18 protein-coding genes and 1 pseudogene are annotated in these 19,235 nt (G+C 70.9%); 8 read left to right on the plus strand and 11 right to left on the minus strand.

All coding sequences use genetic code 11. The features are described from left to right. Window positions 1–24 precede the first annotated feature (24 nt). From AB0M80_RS13450 to AB0M80_RS13460, 3 genes are read right to left on the minus strand one after another with little or no spacing between them, the layout of a single operon-like run. Window positions 25–1,623: an ATP-binding cassette domain-containing protein gene (locus tag AB0M80_RS13450; RefSeq protein ID WP_364563258.1), complete on the minus strand. Its 1,599-nt coding sequence runs from the start codon at window positions 1,621–1,623 to the stop codon at window positions 25–27. Beyond that, window positions 1,620–2,690 carry a CbiQ family ECF transporter T component gene (locus AB0M80_RS13455; RefSeq protein ID WP_364563261.1) on the minus strand — a complete coding sequence of 357 codons (1,071 nt, stop codon included), beginning with the start codon at window positions 2,688–2,690 and terminating at the stop codon, window positions 1,620–1,622. Before AB0M80_RS13455 ends, AB0M80_RS13450 begins: the two co-directional genes overlap by 4 nt. Further along, window positions 2,680–3,309, minus strand: coding sequence for a hypothetical protein (locus tag AB0M80_RS13460; protein ID WP_364563264.1), 630 nt, complete (start codon window positions 3,307–3,309; stop codon window positions 2,680–2,682). The genes AB0M80_RS13455 and AB0M80_RS13460 overlap by 11 nt, the downstream gene beginning before the upstream one ends. 77 nt (window positions 3,310–3,386) lie before the next feature. Here AB0M80_RS13460 and AB0M80_RS13465 point away from each other — a divergent pair, with 77 nt between their 5' ends. Both AB0M80_RS13465 and AB0M80_RS13470 read left to right on the plus strand, forming a co-directional pair. Further along, a complete protein-coding gene (locus tag AB0M80_RS13465; RefSeq protein WP_364563267.1) occupies window positions 3,387–4,295 on the plus strand; it encodes a Gfo/Idh/MocA family oxidoreductase in 909 nt (302 codons plus the stop codon). Between the two features lie 417 nt (window positions 4,296–4,712). Then, a complete protein-coding gene (locus tag AB0M80_RS13470) occupies window positions 4,713–5,465 on the plus strand; it encodes a GNAT family N-acetyltransferase (RefSeq protein WP_364563270.1) in 753 nt (250 codons plus the stop codon). Here AB0M80_RS13470 and arfB read toward each other — a convergent pair. The 6 genes from arfB to AB0M80_RS13500 all read right to left on the minus strand — a co-directional run bounded on the left by arfB (window position 5,462) and on the right by AB0M80_RS13500 (window position 10,313). Then, on the minus strand, window positions 5,462–5,878 hold the full coding sequence (gene arfB, locus AB0M80_RS13475) for an alternative ribosome rescue aminoacyl-tRNA hydrolase ArfB (RefSeq protein WP_364563670.1): 417 nt from the start codon (window positions 5,876–5,878) through the stop codon (window positions 5,462–5,464). The genes AB0M80_RS13470 and arfB overlap by 4 nt on opposite strands. A 61-nt stretch (window positions 5,879–5,939) precedes the next feature. After that, entirely contained in the window at window positions 5,940–7,010 is a 1,071-nt protein-coding gene (gene purM / locus AB0M80_RS13480; RefSeq protein ID WP_364563273.1) for a phosphoribosylformylglycinamidine cyclo-ligase, read from the minus strand. Window positions 7,011–7,040: 30 nt separating this feature from the next. After that, window positions 7,041–8,567 (minus strand): amidophosphoribosyltransferase, encoded by a 1,527-nt coding sequence (gene purF / locus AB0M80_RS13485; RefSeq protein WP_364563276.1) that lies wholly within the window; start codon window positions 8,565–8,567, stop codon window positions 7,041–7,043. A 118-nt stretch (window positions 8,568–8,685) separates the two neighbouring features. Continuing rightward, window positions 8,686–8,991, minus strand: coding sequence for a hypothetical protein (locus AB0M80_RS13490; protein ID WP_364563279.1), 306 nt, complete (start codon window positions 8,989–8,991; stop codon window positions 8,686–8,688). Next, the gene (locus tag AB0M80_RS13495) at window positions 8,978–9,217 is read right to left on the minus strand and encodes a DUF397 domain-containing protein (protein ID WP_364563282.1); all 240 of its coding nucleotides are present in this window, start codon (window positions 9,215–9,217) and stop codon (window positions 8,978–8,980) included. The genes AB0M80_RS13490 and AB0M80_RS13495 overlap by 14 nt, the downstream gene beginning before the upstream one ends. Before the next feature lie 217 nt (window positions 9,218–9,434). Continuing rightward, window positions 9,435–10,313, minus strand: coding sequence for a helix-turn-helix transcriptional regulator (locus AB0M80_RS13500; protein ID WP_364563284.1), 879 nt, complete (start codon window positions 10,311–10,313; stop codon window positions 9,435–9,437). Between the two features lie 200 nt (window positions 10,314–10,513). Between AB0M80_RS13500 and AB0M80_RS13505 the strand changes: the two genes are divergently transcribed. Next, window positions 10,514–11,311 (plus strand): SAM-dependent methyltransferase, encoded by a 798-nt coding sequence (locus AB0M80_RS13505; protein WP_364563673.1) that lies wholly within the window; start codon window positions 10,514–10,516, stop codon window positions 11,309–11,311. A 16-nt stretch (window positions 11,312–11,327) separates the two neighbouring features. Here the strand turns inward: AB0M80_RS13505 and AB0M80_RS13510 are convergent, their stop codons facing one another. Then, window positions 11,328–11,708, minus strand: coding sequence for a sterol carrier family protein (locus AB0M80_RS13510; protein WP_364563287.1), 381 nt, complete (start codon window positions 11,706–11,708; stop codon window positions 11,328–11,330). Window positions 11,709–11,764: 56 nt separating this feature from the next. On the opposite strand from AB0M80_RS13510, the gene AB0M80_RS13515 reads away from it, so the two are divergent. From AB0M80_RS13515 to AB0M80_RS13535, 5 genes and pseudogenes are all read left to right on the plus strand, one after another. Beyond that, complete coding sequence (locus AB0M80_RS13515) at window positions 11,765–12,469, plus strand: type VII secretion system-associated protein (protein ID WP_364563676.1); 705 nt, start codon at window positions 11,765–11,767, stop codon at window positions 12,467–12,469. A gap of 112 nt (window positions 12,470–12,581) precedes the next feature. Next, window positions 12,582–13,382: pseudogene (locus AB0M80_RS13520) on the plus strand (lysozyme). Between the two features lie 192 nt (window positions 13,383–13,574). After that, on the plus strand, window positions 13,575–14,444 hold the full coding sequence (locus AB0M80_RS13525; protein WP_364563290.1) for a lysozyme: 870 nt from the start codon (window positions 13,575–13,577) through the stop codon (window positions 14,442–14,444). A gap of 173 nt (window positions 14,445–14,617) precedes the next feature. Continuing rightward, entirely contained in the window at window positions 14,618–15,529 is a 912-nt protein-coding gene (locus tag AB0M80_RS13530; protein WP_364563293.1) for a hypothetical protein, read from the plus strand. 4 nt (window positions 15,530–15,533) lie between these two features. After that, on the plus strand, window positions 15,534–16,604 hold the full coding sequence (locus tag AB0M80_RS13535; RefSeq protein ID WP_364563296.1) for a pentapeptide repeat-containing protein: 1,071 nt from the start codon (window positions 15,534–15,536) through the stop codon (window positions 16,602–16,604). Window positions 16,605–16,737: 133 nt separating this feature from the next. Here the strand turns inward: AB0M80_RS13535 and purL are convergent, their stop codons facing one another. After that, on the minus strand, window positions 16,738–19,020 hold the full coding sequence (gene purL, locus AB0M80_RS13540) for a phosphoribosylformylglycinamidine synthase subunit PurL (protein WP_364563679.1): 2,283 nt from the start codon (window positions 19,018–19,020) through the stop codon (window positions 16,738–16,740). Between the last annotated feature and the right edge of the window lie 215 nt (window positions 19,021–19,235).

Below are 19,235 nucleotides of genomic sequence, written 5' to 3' on the forward strand. Positions count from 1 at the left end.
GAGCTCCCCGCCCCTTCCGCGTCCTCATGCCAGCGCTTCCGCTACCTCGTCGACCGTCAGCCAGCGCTGCGGTGCCAGGATCTTCGCCACCTGCGGGGCGAACGCCGGCGAGGCGACGATCACCTCCTTCGTCGGGCCGTCCGCCACCACCTCGCCCTCGGCCATGACCACCACGCGGTGGGCCACCGTCGCCACGAACTCGACGTCGTGGGTGGCGAGCACCACCGCCCGGCCCTGCGAGGCCAGCTCTCGCAGGATCGCGGCGAAGCGCCGTTTCGCGTGGTAGTCCAGGCCGCGGGTGGGCTCGTCGAGCAGCACGACCGGCGGGGCCGCCGCCAGCTGGACGGCCAGCACCAGCGCCAGCCGCTGCCCTTCGGACAGGTCGCCGGGGTGCGCTTCACCGGCGATCCCGGGGGCCAGCCGGTCCAGCAGGGCACGGGCCGTCCCTGCCGGTACCTCCGATTCCGCGTCCGCCTGTGCGCACTCGGCGTTCACCGAATCGAGGTACAGCAGGTCGGCCGGTGTCTGCGGGACCAGCCCCACGCGCCGACGGGCCACCCGTGGCTTGAGCGACGCAGGATCCGCGCCGCCGACGTCGACCTTCCCCGCCGACCTCGGCCCGCTGCCCTGCACCGCCCAGAGAAGCGACGACTTGCCGGAGCCGTTGCGTCCCATCAGCGCGACCACTTCCCCCGGACCGACACGCAGGTCGACCCCGCGCACCGCCAGGACATCTCCGTATCGGACCACCACCCCTCTCACATCCAGTGCTCGACCGGTCACCGACAGAGTAGAACCCACCACCGACAATTCTGAGAGCCGAGCGCGGAGCGGCCCCGCGACCCGCCGCGCGTCCCGGACCGACAGCGGCAGCGGCGACCAGCCCGCCAGCCGCCCCAGCTCGGCGATCGGCGGCGCGATCTCGGCCGTCTCGAAGATCTCGGCCGGCGGCCCGGACCGCACCGAGCCGTCGCCCGGCAGGTACAGCAGCCGGTCCGCGTACTGCGCCACCCGCTCCATCCGGTGCTCGGCGACGATCACCGTCGTCCCGAGGTCGTGCACCAGGCGCGTGATCGCCGCGAGCACGTCCTCGGCCGCCGTCGGGTCCAGCGCCGACGTCGGTTCGTCGAGCACGACGACCGAGGGGTGCGCCGTCAGCACCGAGCCGATCGCGACGCGCTGCTGCTGCCCGCCCGACAGCGTCCGGAGTGGACGGTTGCGCAGTTCCGCGATACCCAGCAGGTCCAGGGTTTCTTCAACGCGCTTGCGCATGACGTCCGGCGGCACCGCCAGCTGCTCCATCGCGTACGCGAGTTCCTCCTCGACGGTGTCGGTCACGAACCCGGCCAGCGGGTCCTGCCCGACGACGCCGACAACCGAAGCCAGCTCCCGGGGCGGGAACCGGGCCGTGTCCCGCCCGTCGACCAGCACCCGGCCGGAAAGCCGCCCGCCGGTGAAGTGCGGGACGTGCCCGTTGATCGCGCCGAGGAACGTCGACTTGCCGGCGCCGGTCGGGCCGGCGACCAGGCACAGCTCACCCTCCTCGACCAGCAGCGACACGTCGACGAGCACCGGCCGCGCAGCGTCCGGGTAGGTCACCGTGACCCGCGAGAACTCGATCACCGAATGACCTCCGACGACGACGGCGGCGGGGGTGCGACGAACGCCGGGAGCACCCCGACCAGCAGGGACAACGCGTGCACCGGGGAGACCTCCGGCCAGCGCAGCGGGCTCAGCGACGGGTAGAGGTTCCCCGGGTCGACGCGGGCGGTCACGAACAGCAGCACGCACGCCCCGGCTCCGGCCGCGACGACCAGCGTCTCCGGCCACCGCCACGGATCCGGCCGGTACGCCGTCCGCCGCACCCGCCGTCCGCCGAGGACGAAGCCCACGACGGCCACGGCCAGCCCGGCCGCCAGCAACGGCACCCCGAGCCAGGAGGACGTCCCGTCGAGCACGCCGTAGACGCCGACGCACGCGCCGGCCAGCCCGGCCAGCACACAGCCGCCGATCAGCAGCCGCAGCCGGCGGCTCAGCTCACCCCGGCGGCCGTAGCCCCGGGAGTCCATCCCGGCCGCCAGCCGCAGGGACCGGTCCATCGCGTCCTCCAGCACCGGGACCACGATGCCCTTGACCGCCCGCAGCCCGCGAGTCCGGCCGGCCCGCAGCCGGCGGGCCCGCCGCACGCGCTGCACGCTCTCGACCAGCTGCGGGGCGACCGTCAACGCCACCGTCACCGCCGTGCCCACCTCGTACAGCGCCCCCGGGACCGCCTTGAGCAGCCGTTTCGGGTTGGCCAGGGCGTTCGCCGCGCCGACGCATACGACCATCGTCGCCAGCCGCAAGCCGTCGTAGAGGCCGCCGAGCAGCTCCTCCGCCGACGTCGGCCCGAGCACGGACAACCCGGCGACGAGGGGGATCCGTGGCAGCGTGAACAGCACGTGGCCGCCGTCTTCGCCGCCGATCAGGATCCGGAACAGCACCCGCGAGACGACGATCAGCGCGCCGACGTAGACGTACAACCGGAACGCCAGCGCCCAGGGCGCGTCACTCCGCCGGTTCGCGACGACGAACCCGGCCACCGCGATGATCAGGCCGAGCAGCAGCGGATTCGTCGTGCGGCTGGCGGCGACGGCCAGCGCGAGCGCCCAGGCCCACCAGGCGCCGGGGTGCAGCGCCCTACTGCGCACGCCGGCGACGGGCGACGACGATCCCCGCGCCGCCGACCACCACGATCACGACGGCTCCGGCCACCAAGCCCCACGGGAACGAACTGCCCTGCTCAGCGGGCGCGGAAGCCGGCGCGGCCGGCTGACGCACCGGCGGCACGCGGGGCGGCGCCGGCAGGTCGTTCGCGGACTTCGGCCGCGCGAACGCCCAGCCCTCGAAGCCACCGGCGACCGGCTTCGCGGTCTGGGCACCCTCCTGGCTCGACGTCCAGCTGCCCCCGGCGGAAGCGTGCCAGTAGCTCCAGTACGCCGTGGCCGACGGCATCCCCGCGCAGGACTCGACGTCGGGGCCGGGCTTGCCGTTGATCCGGCAGGCCACGGCGAGGCCGTACTTCTGCGAACCGGCCACCTCGATCCCGGCGTCCTTCAGGGCGGCGATGCCGGTCGCGGGCGTGCCGGGGGCGCAGCGGATCAGTGACTCGGGGGCCAGGTCGCCGAAGTCGACGACCACCGTCACGCCGCCGCCCTCGGGGCAGGCCCCCTCGGTGTCCGTCGCCGAAGCGGGCGCGGCGCCGATGAGACCGGCGCCGAGCAACACGGCGAAGACGGTGGCGAGACGGGACAGGCGGGCGGCGATCATGCAGGCACTTTAACCACGTCGGCGCCCGCCGAAGGTGCGGTTCCGGCGCGACGCGGGACACACCTAGACTGCGGACCGTGGGACAGCTCATCGCGGACGGACAGCTGCGCGTCGGCCTGATCGGCGCCGGCCCGTGGGCGACGACGGTGCACGCGCCCGGCCTGGCGGACCACCCCGGCACGGCGCTGACCGCGGTCTGGGCCCGGCGGCCAGAGGCGGCGCAAGCGCTTGCGGAGACGCACTGCGCGGCCACCGCCGCCAGCGTCGAAGAGCTGTTCGCGCAGGTCGACGCGGTGGCGTTCGCCGTGCCGCCGTCGGTCCAGGCGGAGCTGGGCGTGCGCGCGGCCGAAGCCGGGAAGCACCTGATCCTGGAGAAGCCGATCGCCGCCGATCTCGACGGCGCGCGCCGGCTGGCCGACGCCGTCGCCGCCGCCGACGTGGCCGCGCTGGTCATGCTGACCCTCCGGTACTCGGCGCAGACCCAGGAGTGGCTCGCCGGCCTCGCCCAGGCCGGCGGCTGGGCGGGCGGCGGAGCGCGCTGGCTGTCCGGTGCCCTGCTCGGCGGCCAGTACGCCACCTCGGAGTGGCGGCAGGACGACGGCGGCGCGTTGTCCGACATCGGCCCGCACGCCCTCGACATGCTGGACGCCGCGCTCGGTCCGATCACCGAGGTCGTGGCGGCCCGGCAGAGCCCGGGCGACCTCTGGCACCTGATGCTGGCGCACGAGGGCGGCGTGGTCAGCACGGCCACCCTCTCGTTGCGGCTGCCGGTGCAGCCGACCGTCGTCGAGGTCGCGGTCTGGGGCCGGCACGGCTACCGGACGCTCGGGGGCAAATCGGGCTCGGCGCAGGAGTCCTACACCGCACTGCTGGACGACTTCGCGGCGATGATCGCGAGCGGCACGACGGCGCACCCCTGCGATGTCCGGCGCGGTCTCCACCTGCAAGGTTTGCTCGAGCAGGCGCGGGAATCGGCCGCGAAGTAGTACACAGGCACGCTTCGCCCGGTTCCCTTGCGCGACAAGGGTTTTCCGCTTTTCGCGCGAATTCATCCACAGGGTTGTCCACAGGGTTCCACTGTGGACGACGCACTCCCTTGACCGAACCACGGAAAGATAACCGGCGCCACCGGAAAGATCACCGCATAGTGCGGTCCCCGGGGTGGAAGGTGCGCGATATCTGATCCACCCCATGGCCCATCGCGCAGCCGGAACGCCGGTAATCCGGTTGCCGGCCGTGCGATGATGGCCGGGAAGAGCCCGTTCGAGTTCAAGGAATGACTGCCTATGCCTGGCGCCGTCTCCGGCGTCGGCCCCCGCTAGGCCCGACGCCCAGCGCCCTGCCCGCACGCCGCTCGGCGGCTGCGGTTCCTTGACATGCTCTCGAAAGGCTCCAACCCAGCAATGTCTGCTATCCAGACCTATGTCCGAAAGACGGCGCCGCGCGGCCGCGAGACCGAGCAGGTCGGCCCGTTCCTCGCCACCTACTCGCCGGGCACGGCCCACCCGATGCTCAACTACGCGATCCCGGACGACGGCGCGAAGCCGACGCCGGCCGAGATCGACGCGCTGACCGAGGCGTACCGGCGGCGGGACCTGCTCCCGCGGCTGGAGTACTTCACCGACGTCGCCCCCGACCTGGAGAACTTGCTGGTCGAAGCGGGGTACGAGCTCGAACGGCGGGTGCCGCTCATGACGTGCGCACCGGCTCAGCGGGTCGGCAAGCCGGCCCCGGCGGGCATCCGGCTGCGCGTGCCGGAGTCCGCCGGGGACTTCCGGCGCATGCGGGAAGCGCAGAACACCGCGTTCGGCGCACCCGCCGAGATCGGCGACGAAGAGGTCGAGCAGCTGAAGTCCGGTGCCGAAACCGGGGTCCGGCACCTCCTGGCGGAGGACGTCGGCTCCGGAGCGGTCGTCGGCGGCGGGCTCGCGCTCGAAATCGTCGACGGCACCACCGAGGTCGCCGGGATCGCCGTGCTCGAGCCGTACCGCGGCCGCGGGATCGCCGCGGCGCTCACCGCGCACCTCACCCGCGAGGTCCACGAGGCCGGGGCCCACACGGCGTTCCTCACCCCCGGTGACCTGGGGATCGGCAACGTCTACGCCCGCGTCGGTTACCGGCCGGCGGGCGAGTGCGTGCACCTCTCGCTGCCTTAGTCGTCGAAGCGGCCGGAGCGGCCTCGTTTCACGTCGCTCCGGCGCTTCTTCGACGCCAGGCGGCGCTCCTTCGAACCGCGAGACGGTCTCGTGGGGCGCCGCTTGGCGGGCGGCGGGGCCGACGCGTCGAGCAGGAGGTTCGCCAGCCGGCCGCGCGCGGCCTCGCGGTTCTGCAGCTGGGAGCGCTGTTCGCTGGCCGCGATCGTCAGGACGCCGTCGACCAGCCGGGACGCGAGCCCGGCCAGGACCCGGTCACGCAGGTGCTCGGGAATCGACGGCGACGCGGCGACGTCGAAGGACAGCTCCACCCGCGAGTCGGTGGTGTTCACACCCTGCCCGCCCGGGCCGGACGACCGCGAAAAGCGCTCGCTCAACTCGGCTCCCGGGATCACGAACCGGGAGCCGACCACCACGTCTTCGGCTGCCACCCCTCAAGTGTGACAGCCGCGAGCAAGGCGCTTTTCGAAAACGCCGTCAGAACCGCGGGTGGTCGCCCGAGAGCACCGCGCGCGGGCCGTCGACGTCGTCGGCGGGCTGGACGTCGCCCAGCACCCACGCCGGGACGTGCCGCGCGGTGAGCATGGCCAGCGCCCGGTCGACGTCCTCCTCGCCGACGATCGCGACCATGCCGACGCCCATGTTGAACGTCTTCTCCAGCTCGGCGCGCTCGACCTTGCCGCGGTGGCCGATCAGCGCGAACACCGCCGACGGCGTCCAGGTGCCACGGTCGAGCCGGGCGACCAGGCCGCGCGGCATGACCCGGGCCAGGTTCGCCTCCAGACCGCCACCGGTGATGTGCGCGAACGTCCGGACCTCGGTCTCGGCGGCGAGCGCCAGGCAGTCCTTCGCGTAGATCCGCGTCGGCTCCAGCATCTCTTCACCGAGGGTGCGGCCGAACTCCTCGACGTGCCCGCCGAGCGGCATCCGGGCGATGTCCAGCAGCACGTGCCGGGCCAGCGAGTAGCCGTTCGAATGCAGGCCCGACGAGCCGAGGGCCAGCACGACGTCACCCGGGCGGACCTTCTCCGGCGAGAGCAGCTGCGACGCCTCGACCACGCCGACGCCGGTGGCCGACATGTCGTAGTCGTGCTCGCCCATCAGCCCGGGGTGCTCCGCGGTCTCGCCGCCGAGCAGCGCGCAGCCGGCCCGGACGCAGCCCTCGGCGATGCCGCCGACCAGCGCGGCGATCTTCTCCGGGTGCACCTTGCCGACGGCGATGTAGTCCTGGAGGAACAGCGGCTCGGCACCGGTCACGACCAGGTCGTCGACCACCATCGCGACCAGGTCGATGCCGACGGTGTCGTGCTTGTCGAGCGCCTGGGCGACCGCGATCTTGGTGCCGACGCCGTCGGTCGAGGACGCGAGCACCGGCTCCTTCCACTTGTCCAGCTTCAGGGAGAAGAGCCCGGCGAAACCGCCGACACCGCCCATGACCTCGGGCCGCGTCGCCCGCTCGGCGTGCGGCTTGAGCAGCTCGACGGCTCGGTCGCCGGCGTCGATGCTGACGCCGGCGGCGGCGTACGTGGCGCTCGTGGACTCGCTCACGGTGGAAGGACTCCCTACTGGAAGGAACTGTTAGGGACGCCGGACGGCGTCTTCGGCACCGTACCCGGCGGGGCTGACAGGGCTCGCCGCGCCATTGACGGCGTCGAGGCTTTCGAGCAGGTGTTTCCCGATCAGCGCGTCCTCCGGCAGAGCGATCGGGTACTCGCCCGAGAAGCACGCCATGCACAGCCGCGACTTCGGCTGTTCCGTCGCCGCGACCAGGCCGTCCAGGGAAATGTAGCCCAGGGAGTCGGCGCCGATCGAGCGTCGGATGCCGTCGAGGTCGACGCCGTTGGCGACCAGCTCGGCCCGCGAAGCGAAGTCGATGCCGTAGAAGCACGGCCAGCGGACCGGCGGCGACGCGATCCGGACGTGCACCTCGAGCGCGCCGGCCTCCCGCAGCATCCGGACCAGTGCGCGCTGGGTGTTGCCGCGGACGATCGAGTCGTCCACCACGACCAGGCGCTTGCCGCGGATGACGTCGCGCAGCGGGTTCAGCTTGAGCCGGATACCCAGCTGGCGGATGGTCTGGGACGGCTGGATGAAGGTGCGCCCGACGTAGGCGTTCTTCACCAGGCCGGTGCCGTACGGGATGCCGGAGCCCTGCGCGTAGCCGATCGCGGCCGGGGTGCCCGACTCCGGCACCGGCATGACCAGGTCGGCCTCGACCGGCTGCTCGGTGGCCAGGCGGCGGCCGATCTCGACGCGGGTGGCGTGGACGCCGCGGCCGGCGATCGTCGTGTCGGGGCGGGCCAGGTAGACGTACTCGAAGACGCAGCCCTTGGGGTCCGGGTTCGCGAATCGCGAGGAGCGCAGGCCCGCGGCGTCGATCGCGATCAGCTCGCCCGGCTCGACCTCGCGGACGAACGACGCGCCGACGATGTCGAGGCCCGCCGTCTCGCTCGAGACGACCCAGCCGCGCTCGAGCCTGCCGAGCACCAGCGGGTGCACGCCGTGCGGGTCCCGCGCCGCGTAGAGGGTGTTCTCGTCGGCGAACACCAGGCAGAAGGCGCCCTTCAGGGTGGGCAGCAGCTCCATGGCGGCGGCCTCGATGCCCCTGTCGGCGGCGTTCGCGGCGAGCAGACCGCAGATCAGGTCGGAGTCGCTGGACGAGCCGGTCAGGCCCGCGTGCGGCTTGAGGCCTGCCTCGATGGTGCGTTCACGCAGCTCGGCTGTGTTGACGAGGTTGCCGTTGTGGGCGAAGGAGAGGCCACTGCCGGTCGCGGTGGTGCGGAAGATGGGCTGCGCGTTCTCCCAGATGGTCGCGCCGGTGGTCGAGTACCGGCAGTGCCCGACGGCGATGTGCCCCTGCAGCGACTGCAGGGTCTGTTCGTCGAAGACCTGGCTGACCAGGCCGAGATCCTTGAAGACCACGATCTGCGAGCCGTCCGAAACGGAGATGCCGGCGGCTTCCTGCCCCCGGTGCTGCAGGGCGTACAGGCCGTAGTAGGTCAGCTTCGCGACTTCTTCCCCGGGAGCCCAGACGCCGAAGACGCCACACTCCTCGCGGGGTTCCGGGTCGGGCTGGTCGGACACGAGCTGCGGGTCGGAAACCACCGAGGTGCTCCCAGGAAGACGTGATCAGGCCGCCTTCAGTGTAGACGGTGCGAACATGAGCCAGGCCCCGCCCGACGTGGTTCTGACCACTTCGGACAGGGCCTGCAAGCCTGGGTGCCTAGCACGCATCCGGCAGCGAAAGGATCTCCGTGAGCACCTGTGCGCCGTCCCCGCGGCGGCGCCACAACCACCGCTCGGGCTCGAAGATGTTGTCTTCCGTTCCGGGCATCCGCGTCGCCACGACGTCGTCCTCGGCGTTGAGCCGGACCACGTCCACCACGTCGTCGTGCACCCGCACACCGACGACGGCGAGAACCTCGCCGCGCTCGTCGGCCGGGTGGACGAACTGGTAGCCGCGAGCCACCAGTTCCTGCAGGCCGGTTTCGATGTCGAAGACGGGGGCGACGGCCTCAGCCGAGGACATCGTCGAATTCACCGTCCTTGGCGCCCGCCAGGAACGCCGCCATCTCGGCGCGCGTGTACACGAGCGCGGGCCCGGTGGGGAACCGCGAGTTGCGCATCGCGATCTCGCCGCTTGCCAGCGGTGCGACCTCGACGCAGTTGCCGTAGGCACCGCTGTAGCTCGCCTTGCGCCACTCGGCTCCGGACAGCCGATCGGCCGGGATGCCGTTTTCGAATCGCTCAGCCATGGTCCCACCTCTCGATGCGGAAAACCTTCCGGGGCTATGCATATGCATGTGCATTTGCCCGCGTATCGGAGGCTAGCACGTGTGCTTGCAACGGTAAATGCACGTGCAGAATTTCTTGCAAAGTTCTCGGACGGTAAACAATTACCACCTCGGCGCTAACCAATCGGGTGACGATTACCCGCTCGATCGGCGGCATCACTACTGACGGTTACCGTTTCTAGATCTCCTGGCGGCGCTTCGCGAGCATCGAGCGGCTCCGCTCCGGCGTCTCCGCGTCGACGGCCAGCATGTCGAGCGCGCGGCTGTACTTTTCGATCTCTTCGCGCTTCTCGATGTAGTGCGCGCCGGTCAGGTATTCGACGTACGCGATGTTGGGCAGTTCCGGCTCGCCGAACCGCAGCAGCGAAAACGCGTGCTCCGCGGACAGCCCGCTGCGCGAGTACGGCAGCACCTGGACCGATACGTGCGGCAGCGCGCTCATCTCCAGCAGGTATTCGATCTGCTGCTTGAGGACCTTCATCCCCCCGATCGGCCGATAGAGCACCGACTCGTCGAGCACCATCCACACCCGAGGCGCGTCCGGCCTGCTGAACATCTTCTGCCGCCGCATCCGCAGCGCGACCAGCTGGTCGACCCGCTCGTCGGCCATCTCCGTCCGGCCGTGGCTGAAGATCGCCCGCGCGTACGGCTCGATCTGCAGGAGCCCCGACACGTAGATCGGCTCCCAGATCTGGATTCGCGCGGCGGCTTCTTCGAGGCCCACGAGGTCGGTGAACCAGTTCGGCATGGTTTCGCCGAAGCGCCGCCACCAGCCCGGCTCGTTCGACTGCTTGACCATGTCGAGGAACGTCCGGCGCTCCGTCGGGTCGTCGACGCCGTACATCGTCAGCAGGTCGGTGACGTCGCGTTCCTTGAACCCGACCCGGCCCAGCTCCAGCCGGCTGATTTTCGACTCGGACCCACGGATGTTGTAACCGGCCTGCTGGCGGGTGATGCCGGCCTCTTCGCGGAGTCGGCGAAGCTGCGAGCCGAGGATCATGCGGCGCGCCGTGGGGCCGATGTTCTGTTCACCTGCGGACGCGTTCACCGCGTTCATTCCCGAACCTTCCGCGCTCACGTCACCAGGGGGTTCTAGCCCGACTACCGAAAGTACACGTTGAGCCCTCCTGCGCAAAGAGGTGACCCGGTTTACCGCGTGCGTGTGGAGTCCTACTCTACGTAGAGTAGGAGACTTTCGACACAGAACTTGCGAGGTTCACCATGCCCGACGCCGCGACCCGGACCGAGCGAGTTCCCGTGGGGGTCGACCCGACCCGAGCGAGCATCGCGCGGGTGTACGACGCCTTCCTGCTCGGGAAGGACAACTACGAGATCGACCGGGAGGTTCTGCACAAGGTGCAGAAGGCCGCCCCGGAAGCGCAGGACCTCGCGTTCGAAAACCGCGGCTTCCTGATCCGCGCCTGCCGCTTCCTCGCCAGCCAGACAGGCATCACCCAGTTCCTCGACTGCGGCTCCGGCCTGCCCACCGCCGAGAACACCCACCAGGTCGTCCAGCGGATCAACCCGGACATCCAGGTCGTCTACATCGACAACGACCCGGTCGTGCTCGCCCACGGCCGCGCGCTGCTCGAAGAGAACGAGAACACCCACTTCGTCGCCGAGGACATCTTCGAGCCGCAACGGATCCTCGAGCACGAGGTCGTCCGGCAGTACATCGACTTCACGCAGCCGGTCGCCCTCCTCCAGATGGGCACGCTGCACCACTACAACGGCGCCCGGGAGCGGCCGGCGGAGATCATGAAGGAGTACGTCGACGCCCTGCCGTCGGGCTCGTTCGTGGCGATCTCGCACTTCTTCGACCCCGAGGACGAGGACTCCGAGACCGCCCGCCGGATGGAGGACTTCTTCCTGCACAGCCCCATGGGCTCGGGCTCCTTCCGCACCCAGAAGGAGATCGAGGAGCTGTTCCCCGGCCTCGAAATGGTGCCCCCGGGCGTCGTCCGGTGCGCCGACTGGTGGCCGGACGGCCCGCGGCTCAAGGAGCTCAACGTGGCGCAGCGGACCATCGCCGGCGGGATCGGCCGCAAGCTTTGACCACGGCCCCCGCCCGTCACAGACGGAGCAGGGGGAGCCAGTGGGAAAGGTCGGCCCGGGCGCCCGACGCGGACACCCGGCCGTCCGCCACGGCCGTGGTCCAGTCCAGTTGCCCGGTGGCCAGTTCGAGCCACGTGCGCGGGTCGGTCTCGATCACGTTCGGCGGGGTGCCCCGGGTGTGCCGCGGCCCCTCCACGCACTGCACCGCGGCGAACGGCGGCACGCGCACCTCGACCGTCCGGCCCGGCGCGTCCGCCGCCAGGGCGCGCAGGCTGAGCCGGACCGCCGCGGCCAGTTCCGGGCGGGCCGGAGCGGGCGCATCGCCCTGCAACCACGGGGAAATCGCCAGCACCGCCGCACGTAACTGTCCGGGGTCGACCGAACGCGAAGAGGCCATGGGCAAACAGTAGAGTGGCGCACCAAGACTTGGCAGGCACACCCGAGAACGTGGGGATGACGATGGCGCAGCGGGACGAGGCGGATCGGATGGTTTCGCAGCAGCCCACCGGAAGCGGAGCCGATCACCCCGGCGGGCACGGCAAGCCCAACCGCGCCGCGCGGCGCGACGGCCGGCAGGCGCGGCGCTCCGGCAAGCACGGTACGCCCGAGATCACCGCGGAGATGCGCGCGAACGCCCGCGCCAACCCCAACAGCTGGCTCTACGTCATCGACGAGGCCTTCGACCCGAACGGCCCGGTGCCGTCGTGGGCGGTCGTCGGCGCCTACCCGGTGAACGCCGCCGGCGACGTCGTCGCCGACTTCCACGCCAACGACCGCTACCGGCCCTCGCCCAAGGCGCTCGGCTTCCCGGACCCGGCGAACGACCTCGAGCACCTGCTGCAGCTCGTCCGGACCGAGCACCGCCCGCCGTCGGACCTGCCGAAGGCCGTCCTCGACGCGACGCTGTTCGTCTACGCGATGTCGCCGGTGCAGCGGACCGTCATCGGCTTCCACAACGCCGACGGCCGGGTCATGGTGCCCGCCTACACCCGCAAGGCGCTGGTGCCGCGCGAGTGGCCGCACGCGCGCGCCGTGCTCGGCCGCGACATCGTCGGCCTGCTCGGCGGGCACCCCGTCGCGATCAACCCGCACGACCTGATCACGGCTGTCGTGCCGGCCGAGCACCTCATGAAGGCCATCGTCGACGAGCGGCGCTGACCTGCGGTTTCCACCCCATCGAGTGAGCACCGGGTGGCCGAGTCGCCGATCCGGCGATGCCGGTGCATCGTGAGACTGAAGAAGTCTCACGAGACCGGTGGGGAGCAAGAGGGTGAACCGACAGCCGCTGCCCTTCGCCGCCGTCCTCGCCGTCGCGCTCCTCGTGGCCGGGTAGGCGCCGGCGACGGCCGACGATGTCTACGCCGGCGCCGAGGACCACCACGCGGGTTCGCAGATCGCCGAGGTCGAGGGCGTCGGGGAGAGCCCCGACGTGCTGTACGGAGGCGACGACCGGCAGCTCGGGCACGACGTCAGCGGGCACCAAGGCCCGGTCGATTGGCCCGGCGCGGCGCGGTCGGGCGCCAAGTTCGTCTACGTCAAGGCGACCGAGGGCACCGGCTTCGTCAACCCGCAGTTCGCGCAGCAGTACAACGGTTCCTACAACGTCGGCCTCATCCGCGGCGCCTACCACTTCGCGCGGCCGGACATCTCCGACGGCGCGTCGCAGGCCCGGTACTTCCTCGCCCACGGCGGCGGCTGGTCGGCCGACGGCAAGACGCTGCCGGGCGCGCTCGACGCGGAGTACAACCCGTACGGCGAAACCTGTTACGGCAAGGACGCCGCCGGCATGGTCGCCTGGATCCAGGCCTTCTCCGACACCTACCGCGCGGCGACCGGCCGGTTCCCGACGATCTACACGTCGACGAACTGGTGGAAGCGGTGCACCGCGAACAACGGCGGGTTCGGCGACAGCCCGCTCTGGATCGCCCGCTACAACACCTTCATCGGTGAGCTCCCGGCCGGCTGGAGCGTGCACACGATCTGGCAGTTCGCCGACCGCGGCACCCTGCCCGGCGACCAGAACTGGTTCAACGGCGCGGCGGACCGGCTGTTCGCGCTCGCGCTGGGCTGAACGGCCCAACGTTTTAATAATAGGTGTTAACCGGTAACCAATTAAAGATCAACTTCCCGGGAAAATCACCCACACGTATACCCAATTTCACGGAACTGAGTGACAAACGCCACTTCGTCCTCAACAATCGTGCACGGGCGGCTACCTGCAGTAAGCCGCCCTCAGCGAGGGTATCTGTGAAGGGATTCAACGATGTCCACTTCCCGAAGAAGGCGGCTGTTCGCTGCCCTGGTCGTCCCGGCCACGCTGCTCCTGCTCGGCAGCACGGCCCAGGCGACGACCTTCTCCCCCGAAGTCGACCCCGTGGCCGCGATCAACGCGGACATCGCCGAGCACAACCACGAACTGGGCTCGCAGATCCGGCGCGTCGAAGGCGACAAGTCGACCCCGGACACGCAGAAGGCGGCGCAGCAGCCGCAGCCCGGCCAGGCCATCCCCGGCCAGGTGCTGGCCACGGTGGCCGGCATGGACGTCGCCGGCTACCAGGGCAACGTCGACTGGGCGAGCTGGTGGAACCAGGGCAAGCGGTTCGTCTGGACCAAGGCCACGGAAAGCACCAGCTACACCAACCCGTACTTCGCGCAGCAGTACAACGGCTCCTACAACCAGGGCTTCATCCGCGGCGCCTACCACTTCGCCACGCCGAACACGTCGAGCGGCGCGGCGCAGGCCCGGTACTTCGTCGCCCACGGCGGCGGCTGGTCGAAGGACGGCAAGACGCTGCCCGGCGCGCTGGACATGGAGTACAACCCGTACGGCGCGACCTGCTACGGGCTGAGCAAGGCGGGGATGACGTCGTGGATCCTCGACTTCCACGACACGTACCACTCCCTGACCGGCCGCTACCCGGTGATCTACACGTCGACGACCTGGTGGGGCAGCTGCGTGAGCGGTGACTTCTCCAGCACGGCCCCGCTCTGGGTCGCGCGGTACTCGTCGTCGGTCGGCACCCTGCCCTACAACTGGGGCTTCCACACTGTCTGGCAGTACACCTCGAGCCCGCTCGACCAGGACACCTTCAACGGTGCCTACGACCGGCTCCAGGCCCTCGCCACCGGCTGATCCACCCGGCCCGGCTCCCGGATCGTGACGGCTTCGCGTCGCCACGACCGGGAGCCGGTTCCATGCCGTACCGTCCGAGCTTGCAGAAAGCTGCAGCTACGTTCTGGGGAACCGCACGCGTCCACCGGACGTCGGAAGCGCACGAACCCCCAGCGCTCGGAAGGCATGGAAAGATGACCTACCCGCCTCAGCCGGGCCAGCCCGGTCAGCCCGACCCGTACGGCCAGCCGCAGTCCGGCGGCGTCCCGCAGCAGCCGTATCCGCAGCAGGGCGGGTGGGACCCCAACCAGCAGCAGCCGTACCCGACGCAGCAGTACCCGCAGGGCTGGGACCCGAACCAGCAACAGGGCTACCCGCCGGCCTCGGGCGGTTTCCCGGCGAACCCGCAGCCGGGGTGGGGGGACCCGTACGCGCAGCAACAGCAGCAGTCGGCGTGGGCGGACCCGAACGCGCAGCAGTACGGCCAGCAGGCCTGGGACCCGAACGCGGCCGGCCAGGTGTCCGGCTGGGACCCGGCGACCGGGGGCTACTCGCAGGGCTTCGGCGGGCCGCCCGCGCCGCCGAAGAAGAGCAAGACCGGGATGTGGGTCGCGATCGGCGCCGCCGTGGTCGTCGTGCTCGCCCTGGTGGGCATCACGGGGTTCGTCGCGCCCGGGTTCTTCCTGTCGAAGGACGACACCAACACCGCCGCGGCCCCGAGCTCGAGCACGTCCGCCAAGCCGACGGCGCCGAAGACGACGGCCAAGAGGCCGACGACACCGTCCACAAAGCCCTCGACGTCCGGCGGCGGGGGCAGCTCGGACGCCAAGGCCGTGCTGCAGGGCTTCATCGACAAGCTGAACGCGGGCGACAACAACGGGGCCGTCGCGCTGGGCTGCGCCGACTCGAAGGAGCTGCTCAGCTCGTGGCTCGAGACGTTCCTCAAGCCGCCGCTGCAGCTGCAGCTGGGCGACGTGCCTGCCGACAAGTACCTGGTCGAGGGCCAGGTCACCGGCACGGCCGCCGGCAAGCCGGTCAAGGGCACGCTGAGCGCCACGAACTTCGACAAAAAGGGCTTCTGCGTCAGCACCATGCTGGTGTCCTGAGCCGGTGAAGCTGTGGCGATCGCCGCTGGCGTGGACGTTCTTCGCGTCGGTCGTGCTGCTGCTCGGGGTCGGCGGCTGGCTGCTGACCGACCCCGCCACCAGCCGCAGTGACGCGCTGAAGACCGGCGGCCTCGCCGGCGGCGCGATCGTGGCGCTGTACGCGCTGTGGCTGAACGACCGGCGGCGCCGGGTCGAGGAGCGGCGCCAGGACATCGAGCGGCAACGGCACGAACTCGAGGCGCAGCGCGCGGAACAGGACCGCGAGCGGGTCGCCGACGAGCGGTTCGCGAAGGCGGTCGAGCTGCTCGGGCACGCGGCCGACCAGGTGCGGGTGGGGGCCCTGCACGCGCTGGCGGGACTGGCGCGCAGCCGGCCGGAATACACGCAGACGGTGCTGGACGTGCTGTGCTCGTACCTGCGGCGGCCGTTCACGTATTCACGGGCGGACAAAAACCGGGATCCGGAGCAGGAACGCGAGCTCACGGTCCGGCTCACGGCGCAACGGCTGGTCACCGACCTGCTGCCGGGGCGCGACGACGACGCCCCGGCGTACGACCTCGACCTGACCGGCGCAAGGCTGGAGTACTTCGACCTTTCGGGCAAGCTGATCGGCGGCTTGCTGCTGCGGTACGCGGCGCTGTACAGCAGCACGAACTTCAGCGGCTGCCGCTTCAAGGGCCGGGTGTACCTCACCGCGGCGGGCACCGAGTCCGGCCGCCTGCTGGGCTACTTCCGGTGCCGCGGCGCGGTTTTCGAGAGCCACGCGTGGTTCAGCGGAACGGCGTTCGCCGAGGCGGCGGACTTCACGGAGACGACCTTCGCGGGGCCGACGACGTTCAAGGACGCGACGTTCGCCCAGGACGCGGAGTTCACCGCGGCGCGCGCGACGGACTCCCTGGAACTGCGCCGGACCCGGTTCAAGGGCCAGACCGATCTGCGGTTCGCTGAGCTGCCGGCGTCCGTCTCGCTGTACAACACGCTGGTGCGGACGGAGAAGGACGTGCAGCTGCCGGAAGCCTGGGGGCTCGAGGAGTTGCGTGACGGGGATGCGCGGATCGTCGCCAAGGTGGGCTGAGCTCCCCCGCCCTTCCCTTGGGGGGCGTCCCCAGGTCCAGTCTATCGGCAGGGTGCGACGAAACCCGGGGAACAGCTCGACGAGACCCGACCTGTCCACAACCGAGCCCGGCTGTGGACAGGTCGGACCAGCGTCAGTTGAACAGCGCGGGAAGCGTGCTCTCCCAGGCCTCGCGCAGCTCGTCGAGCGTGAACTCCGTGATGTCCTGCAGCTCCAGTGCGCCCGACTCCGGGTCCACCACGCCCGTCTTGCGCCAGGGGAGGCCGCGCGCGGTGCACATCTCCGTGAAACGCAGCTCCTCCGTGCGCGGGACCGCCACCAGGACCCGGCCCGCCGACTCGGAGAACAGCTGGACGAACGGGTCCTGGTCGGCGTCGAGGAACACCCGGGCGCCGCACTGTCCGATCAGCACCGTCTCGACCAGCGTCTGAATGAGACCGCCGTCCGACAGGTCGTGGGCCGCCGAGATCATGCCGTCGCGGGAACCCGCCACCAGGATCTCCGCCAGGAGCTTTTCGCGGGCTAGGTCCACGCGCGGGGGCACGCCGCCGAGGTGGCCGTGCAGCTCGCGGGCCCACGCCGAACCGTCCAGCTCGTCGTGCGTCTCGCCCAGCAGCAGCAGCGTTTCGCCCGCCTCCGCGCCGATGCCGGTCGGGATGCGGCGGGTGACGTCGTCGATCACGCCGAGGACGCCGATCACCGGCGTCGGCAGGATCGCCGTGGCGCCCGTCTGGTTGAAGAAGCTGACGTTGCCGCCGGTCACCGGGATGCCGAGCTCGACGCAGCCGTCCGCCAGGCCGTGCACGGCCTGCTCGAACTGCCACATCACCCCCGGATCGGTGGGGGCGCCGAAGTTCAGGCAGTCCGACACCGCCACCGGCGTCGCGCCGCCCGTCGCCACGTTGCGGTACGCCTCCGCCAGCGCCAGCTGCGCGCCGCGGTACGGGTCGAGGTAGACGAACTTGCTGTTGCAGTCCGTCGCCACCGAGACGCCGCGACCGCTCGACTCGTCGATCCGGATCATGCCCGAGTCCGACGGCTGGGCCAGCACGGAGTTCCCGCGCACGTACCGGTCGTACTGCGACGTCACCCATTCCTTCGACGCCTGGTTGGGCGAGGAGATCAGCTTCAGCACGTCCGCGCGCAGTTCGTCCGGAGTGGACGGACGCGGCAGGGAAGCCGAGGTGTCCGCGATCAGAGCGTCCTGAAAGGACGGTCGCTCGATCGGCCGGTCGTACACCGGGCCCTGGTGGGCCACCGTGTGCGCCGGGACGTCGACGACGACCTCGTCGTGCCAGGTGATGACCAGGTGCTCGCCGTCGGTGACCTCGCCGATGTCGGTGGCGATGACGTCCCACTTGCGGCAGACCGCCATGAACGCCTCGACGTTCTCCGGCGCGACGACCGCGCACATGCGCTCCTGCGACTCGCTGGAGAGCACCTCGGCCGGCGTCATCCCGGTGGCGCGCAAGGGAACCCGGTCGAGGTAGATGTGCATGCCGCCGTCGCCGGCCGCTGCCAGCTCCGACGTCGCGCAGGACAGCCCGGCGCCGCCGAGGTCCTGGATGCCGACCACGAGGTCCTGGGCGAACAGCTCGAGGCAGCACTCGATGAGCACCTTCTCGGTGAACGGGTCGCCGACCTGGACGCTCGGCAGCTTCTTGCGGCCCGCCGCCGACTCGTCACCCGAAAAGGTGTCACTCGCCAGGACGGAAACGCCGCCGATGCCGTCGAGGCCGGTGCGCGCGCCGAACAGGATGATCTTGTTGCCGGTGCCGGACGCGAACGCCAGGTGCAGGTCCTCGACGCGCATCGCGCCGACGCACAGCGCGTTCACCAGCGGGTTGCCCGAGTAGGACGGGTCGAACACCAGCTCGCCGCCGATGTTCGGCAGGCCGAGGCAGTTGCCGTAGCCGCCGACGCCGGCGACCACGCCGGGCAGCACGCGCTTGGTGTCGGGGGCGTCGGCCGGGCCGAAGCGCAGCGCGTCGGCGACCGCCAGCGGCCGCGCGCCCATCGCCATGATGTCGCGGACGATGCCGCCGACGCCGGTCGCGGCGCCCTGGTACGGCTCCACATAGGACGGGTGGTTGTGGCTCTCCACCTTGAAGGTGACCGCCCAGCCCTCGCCGATGTCGACGACGCCCGCGTTCTCGCCGATGCCGGCCAGCATCTTGGCCTTCATCTCGTCGGTGGCGGTCTCCCCGAAGTACCGCAGGTGCTTCTTCGACGACTTGTACGAGCAGTGCTCGCTCCACATGACCGAGTACATCGCCAGCTCGGCGTCGGTGGGCCGGCGGCCGAGGATTTCCCGGATGCGGGCGTACTCGTCGTCGGCGAGCCCGAGCTCGCGATAGGGCTGGGTGTGGTCCGGGGTCGCCCCGGCACGCTCGGTGGTGTCAACGGTGCTGGTCACGGTGTCCGTGTCAGGGTTCGCCACGGCCGCCAGGATACGGGGCGCTCCTGGTTGCCCCGGACGGTGGGCCGCGGAAATCGGGCGACCCGCCGCCGGTGTGAGCGAGCCGACACCGCGAGGCCCGAACGCCCCTGTGGACAACCCGGGTGCGCGGGCCCGGAACTGTCGGTCCCCGCGAGTAACGTTGAAACCGGGGGTCCCCCGAGCCGCCGGGC

The organism is Amycolatopsis sp. NPDC051045, assembly GCF_040682955.1.
Taxonomy (GTDB): domain Bacteria; phylum Actinomycetota; class Actinomycetes; order Mycobacteriales; family Pseudonocardiaceae; genus Amycolatopsis.

What these genes read in the sequence shown, in the direction of transcription:
- AB0M80_RS13510 (WP_364563287.1), bottom strand. Translation starts at nt 11,708, where the DNA reads ATGGCCTCTTCGCGTTCGGTCGACCCCGGACAGTTACGTGCGGCGGTG.
- AB0M80_RS13495 (WP_364563282.1), bottom strand. Translation starts at nt 9,217, where the DNA reads ATGGCTGAGCGATTCGAAAACGGCATCCCGGCCGATCGGCTGTCCGGA.
- AB0M80_RS13490 (WP_364563279.1), bottom strand. Translation starts at nt 8,991, where the DNA reads ATGTCCTCGGCTGAGGCCGTCGCCCCCGTCTTCGACATCGAAACCGGC.
- AB0M80_RS13530 (WP_364563293.1), top strand. Translation starts at nt 14,618, where the DNA reads ATGACCTACCCGCCTCAGCCGGGCCAGCCCGGTCAGCCCGACCCGTAC.
- AB0M80_RS13500 (WP_364563284.1), bottom strand. Translation starts at nt 10,313, where the DNA reads ATGAACGCGGTGAACGCGTCCGCAGGTGAACAGAACATCGGCCCCACG.
- AB0M80_RS13470 (WP_364563270.1), top strand. Translation starts at nt 4,713, where the DNA reads ATGTCTGCTATCCAGACCTATGTCCGAAAGACGGCGCCGCGCGGCCGC.
- AB0M80_RS13525 (WP_364563290.1), top strand. Translation starts at nt 13,575, where the DNA reads ATGTCCACTTCCCGAAGAAGGCGGCTGTTCGCTGCCCTGGTCGTCCCG.
- AB0M80_RS13515 (WP_364563676.1), top strand. Translation starts at nt 11,765, where the DNA reads ATGACGATGGCGCAGCGGGACGAGGCGGATCGGATGGTTTCGCAGCAG.
- AB0M80_RS13460 (WP_364563264.1), bottom strand. Translation starts at nt 3,309, where the DNA reads ATGATCGCCGCCCGCCTGTCCCGTCTCGCCACCGTCTTCGCCGTGTTG.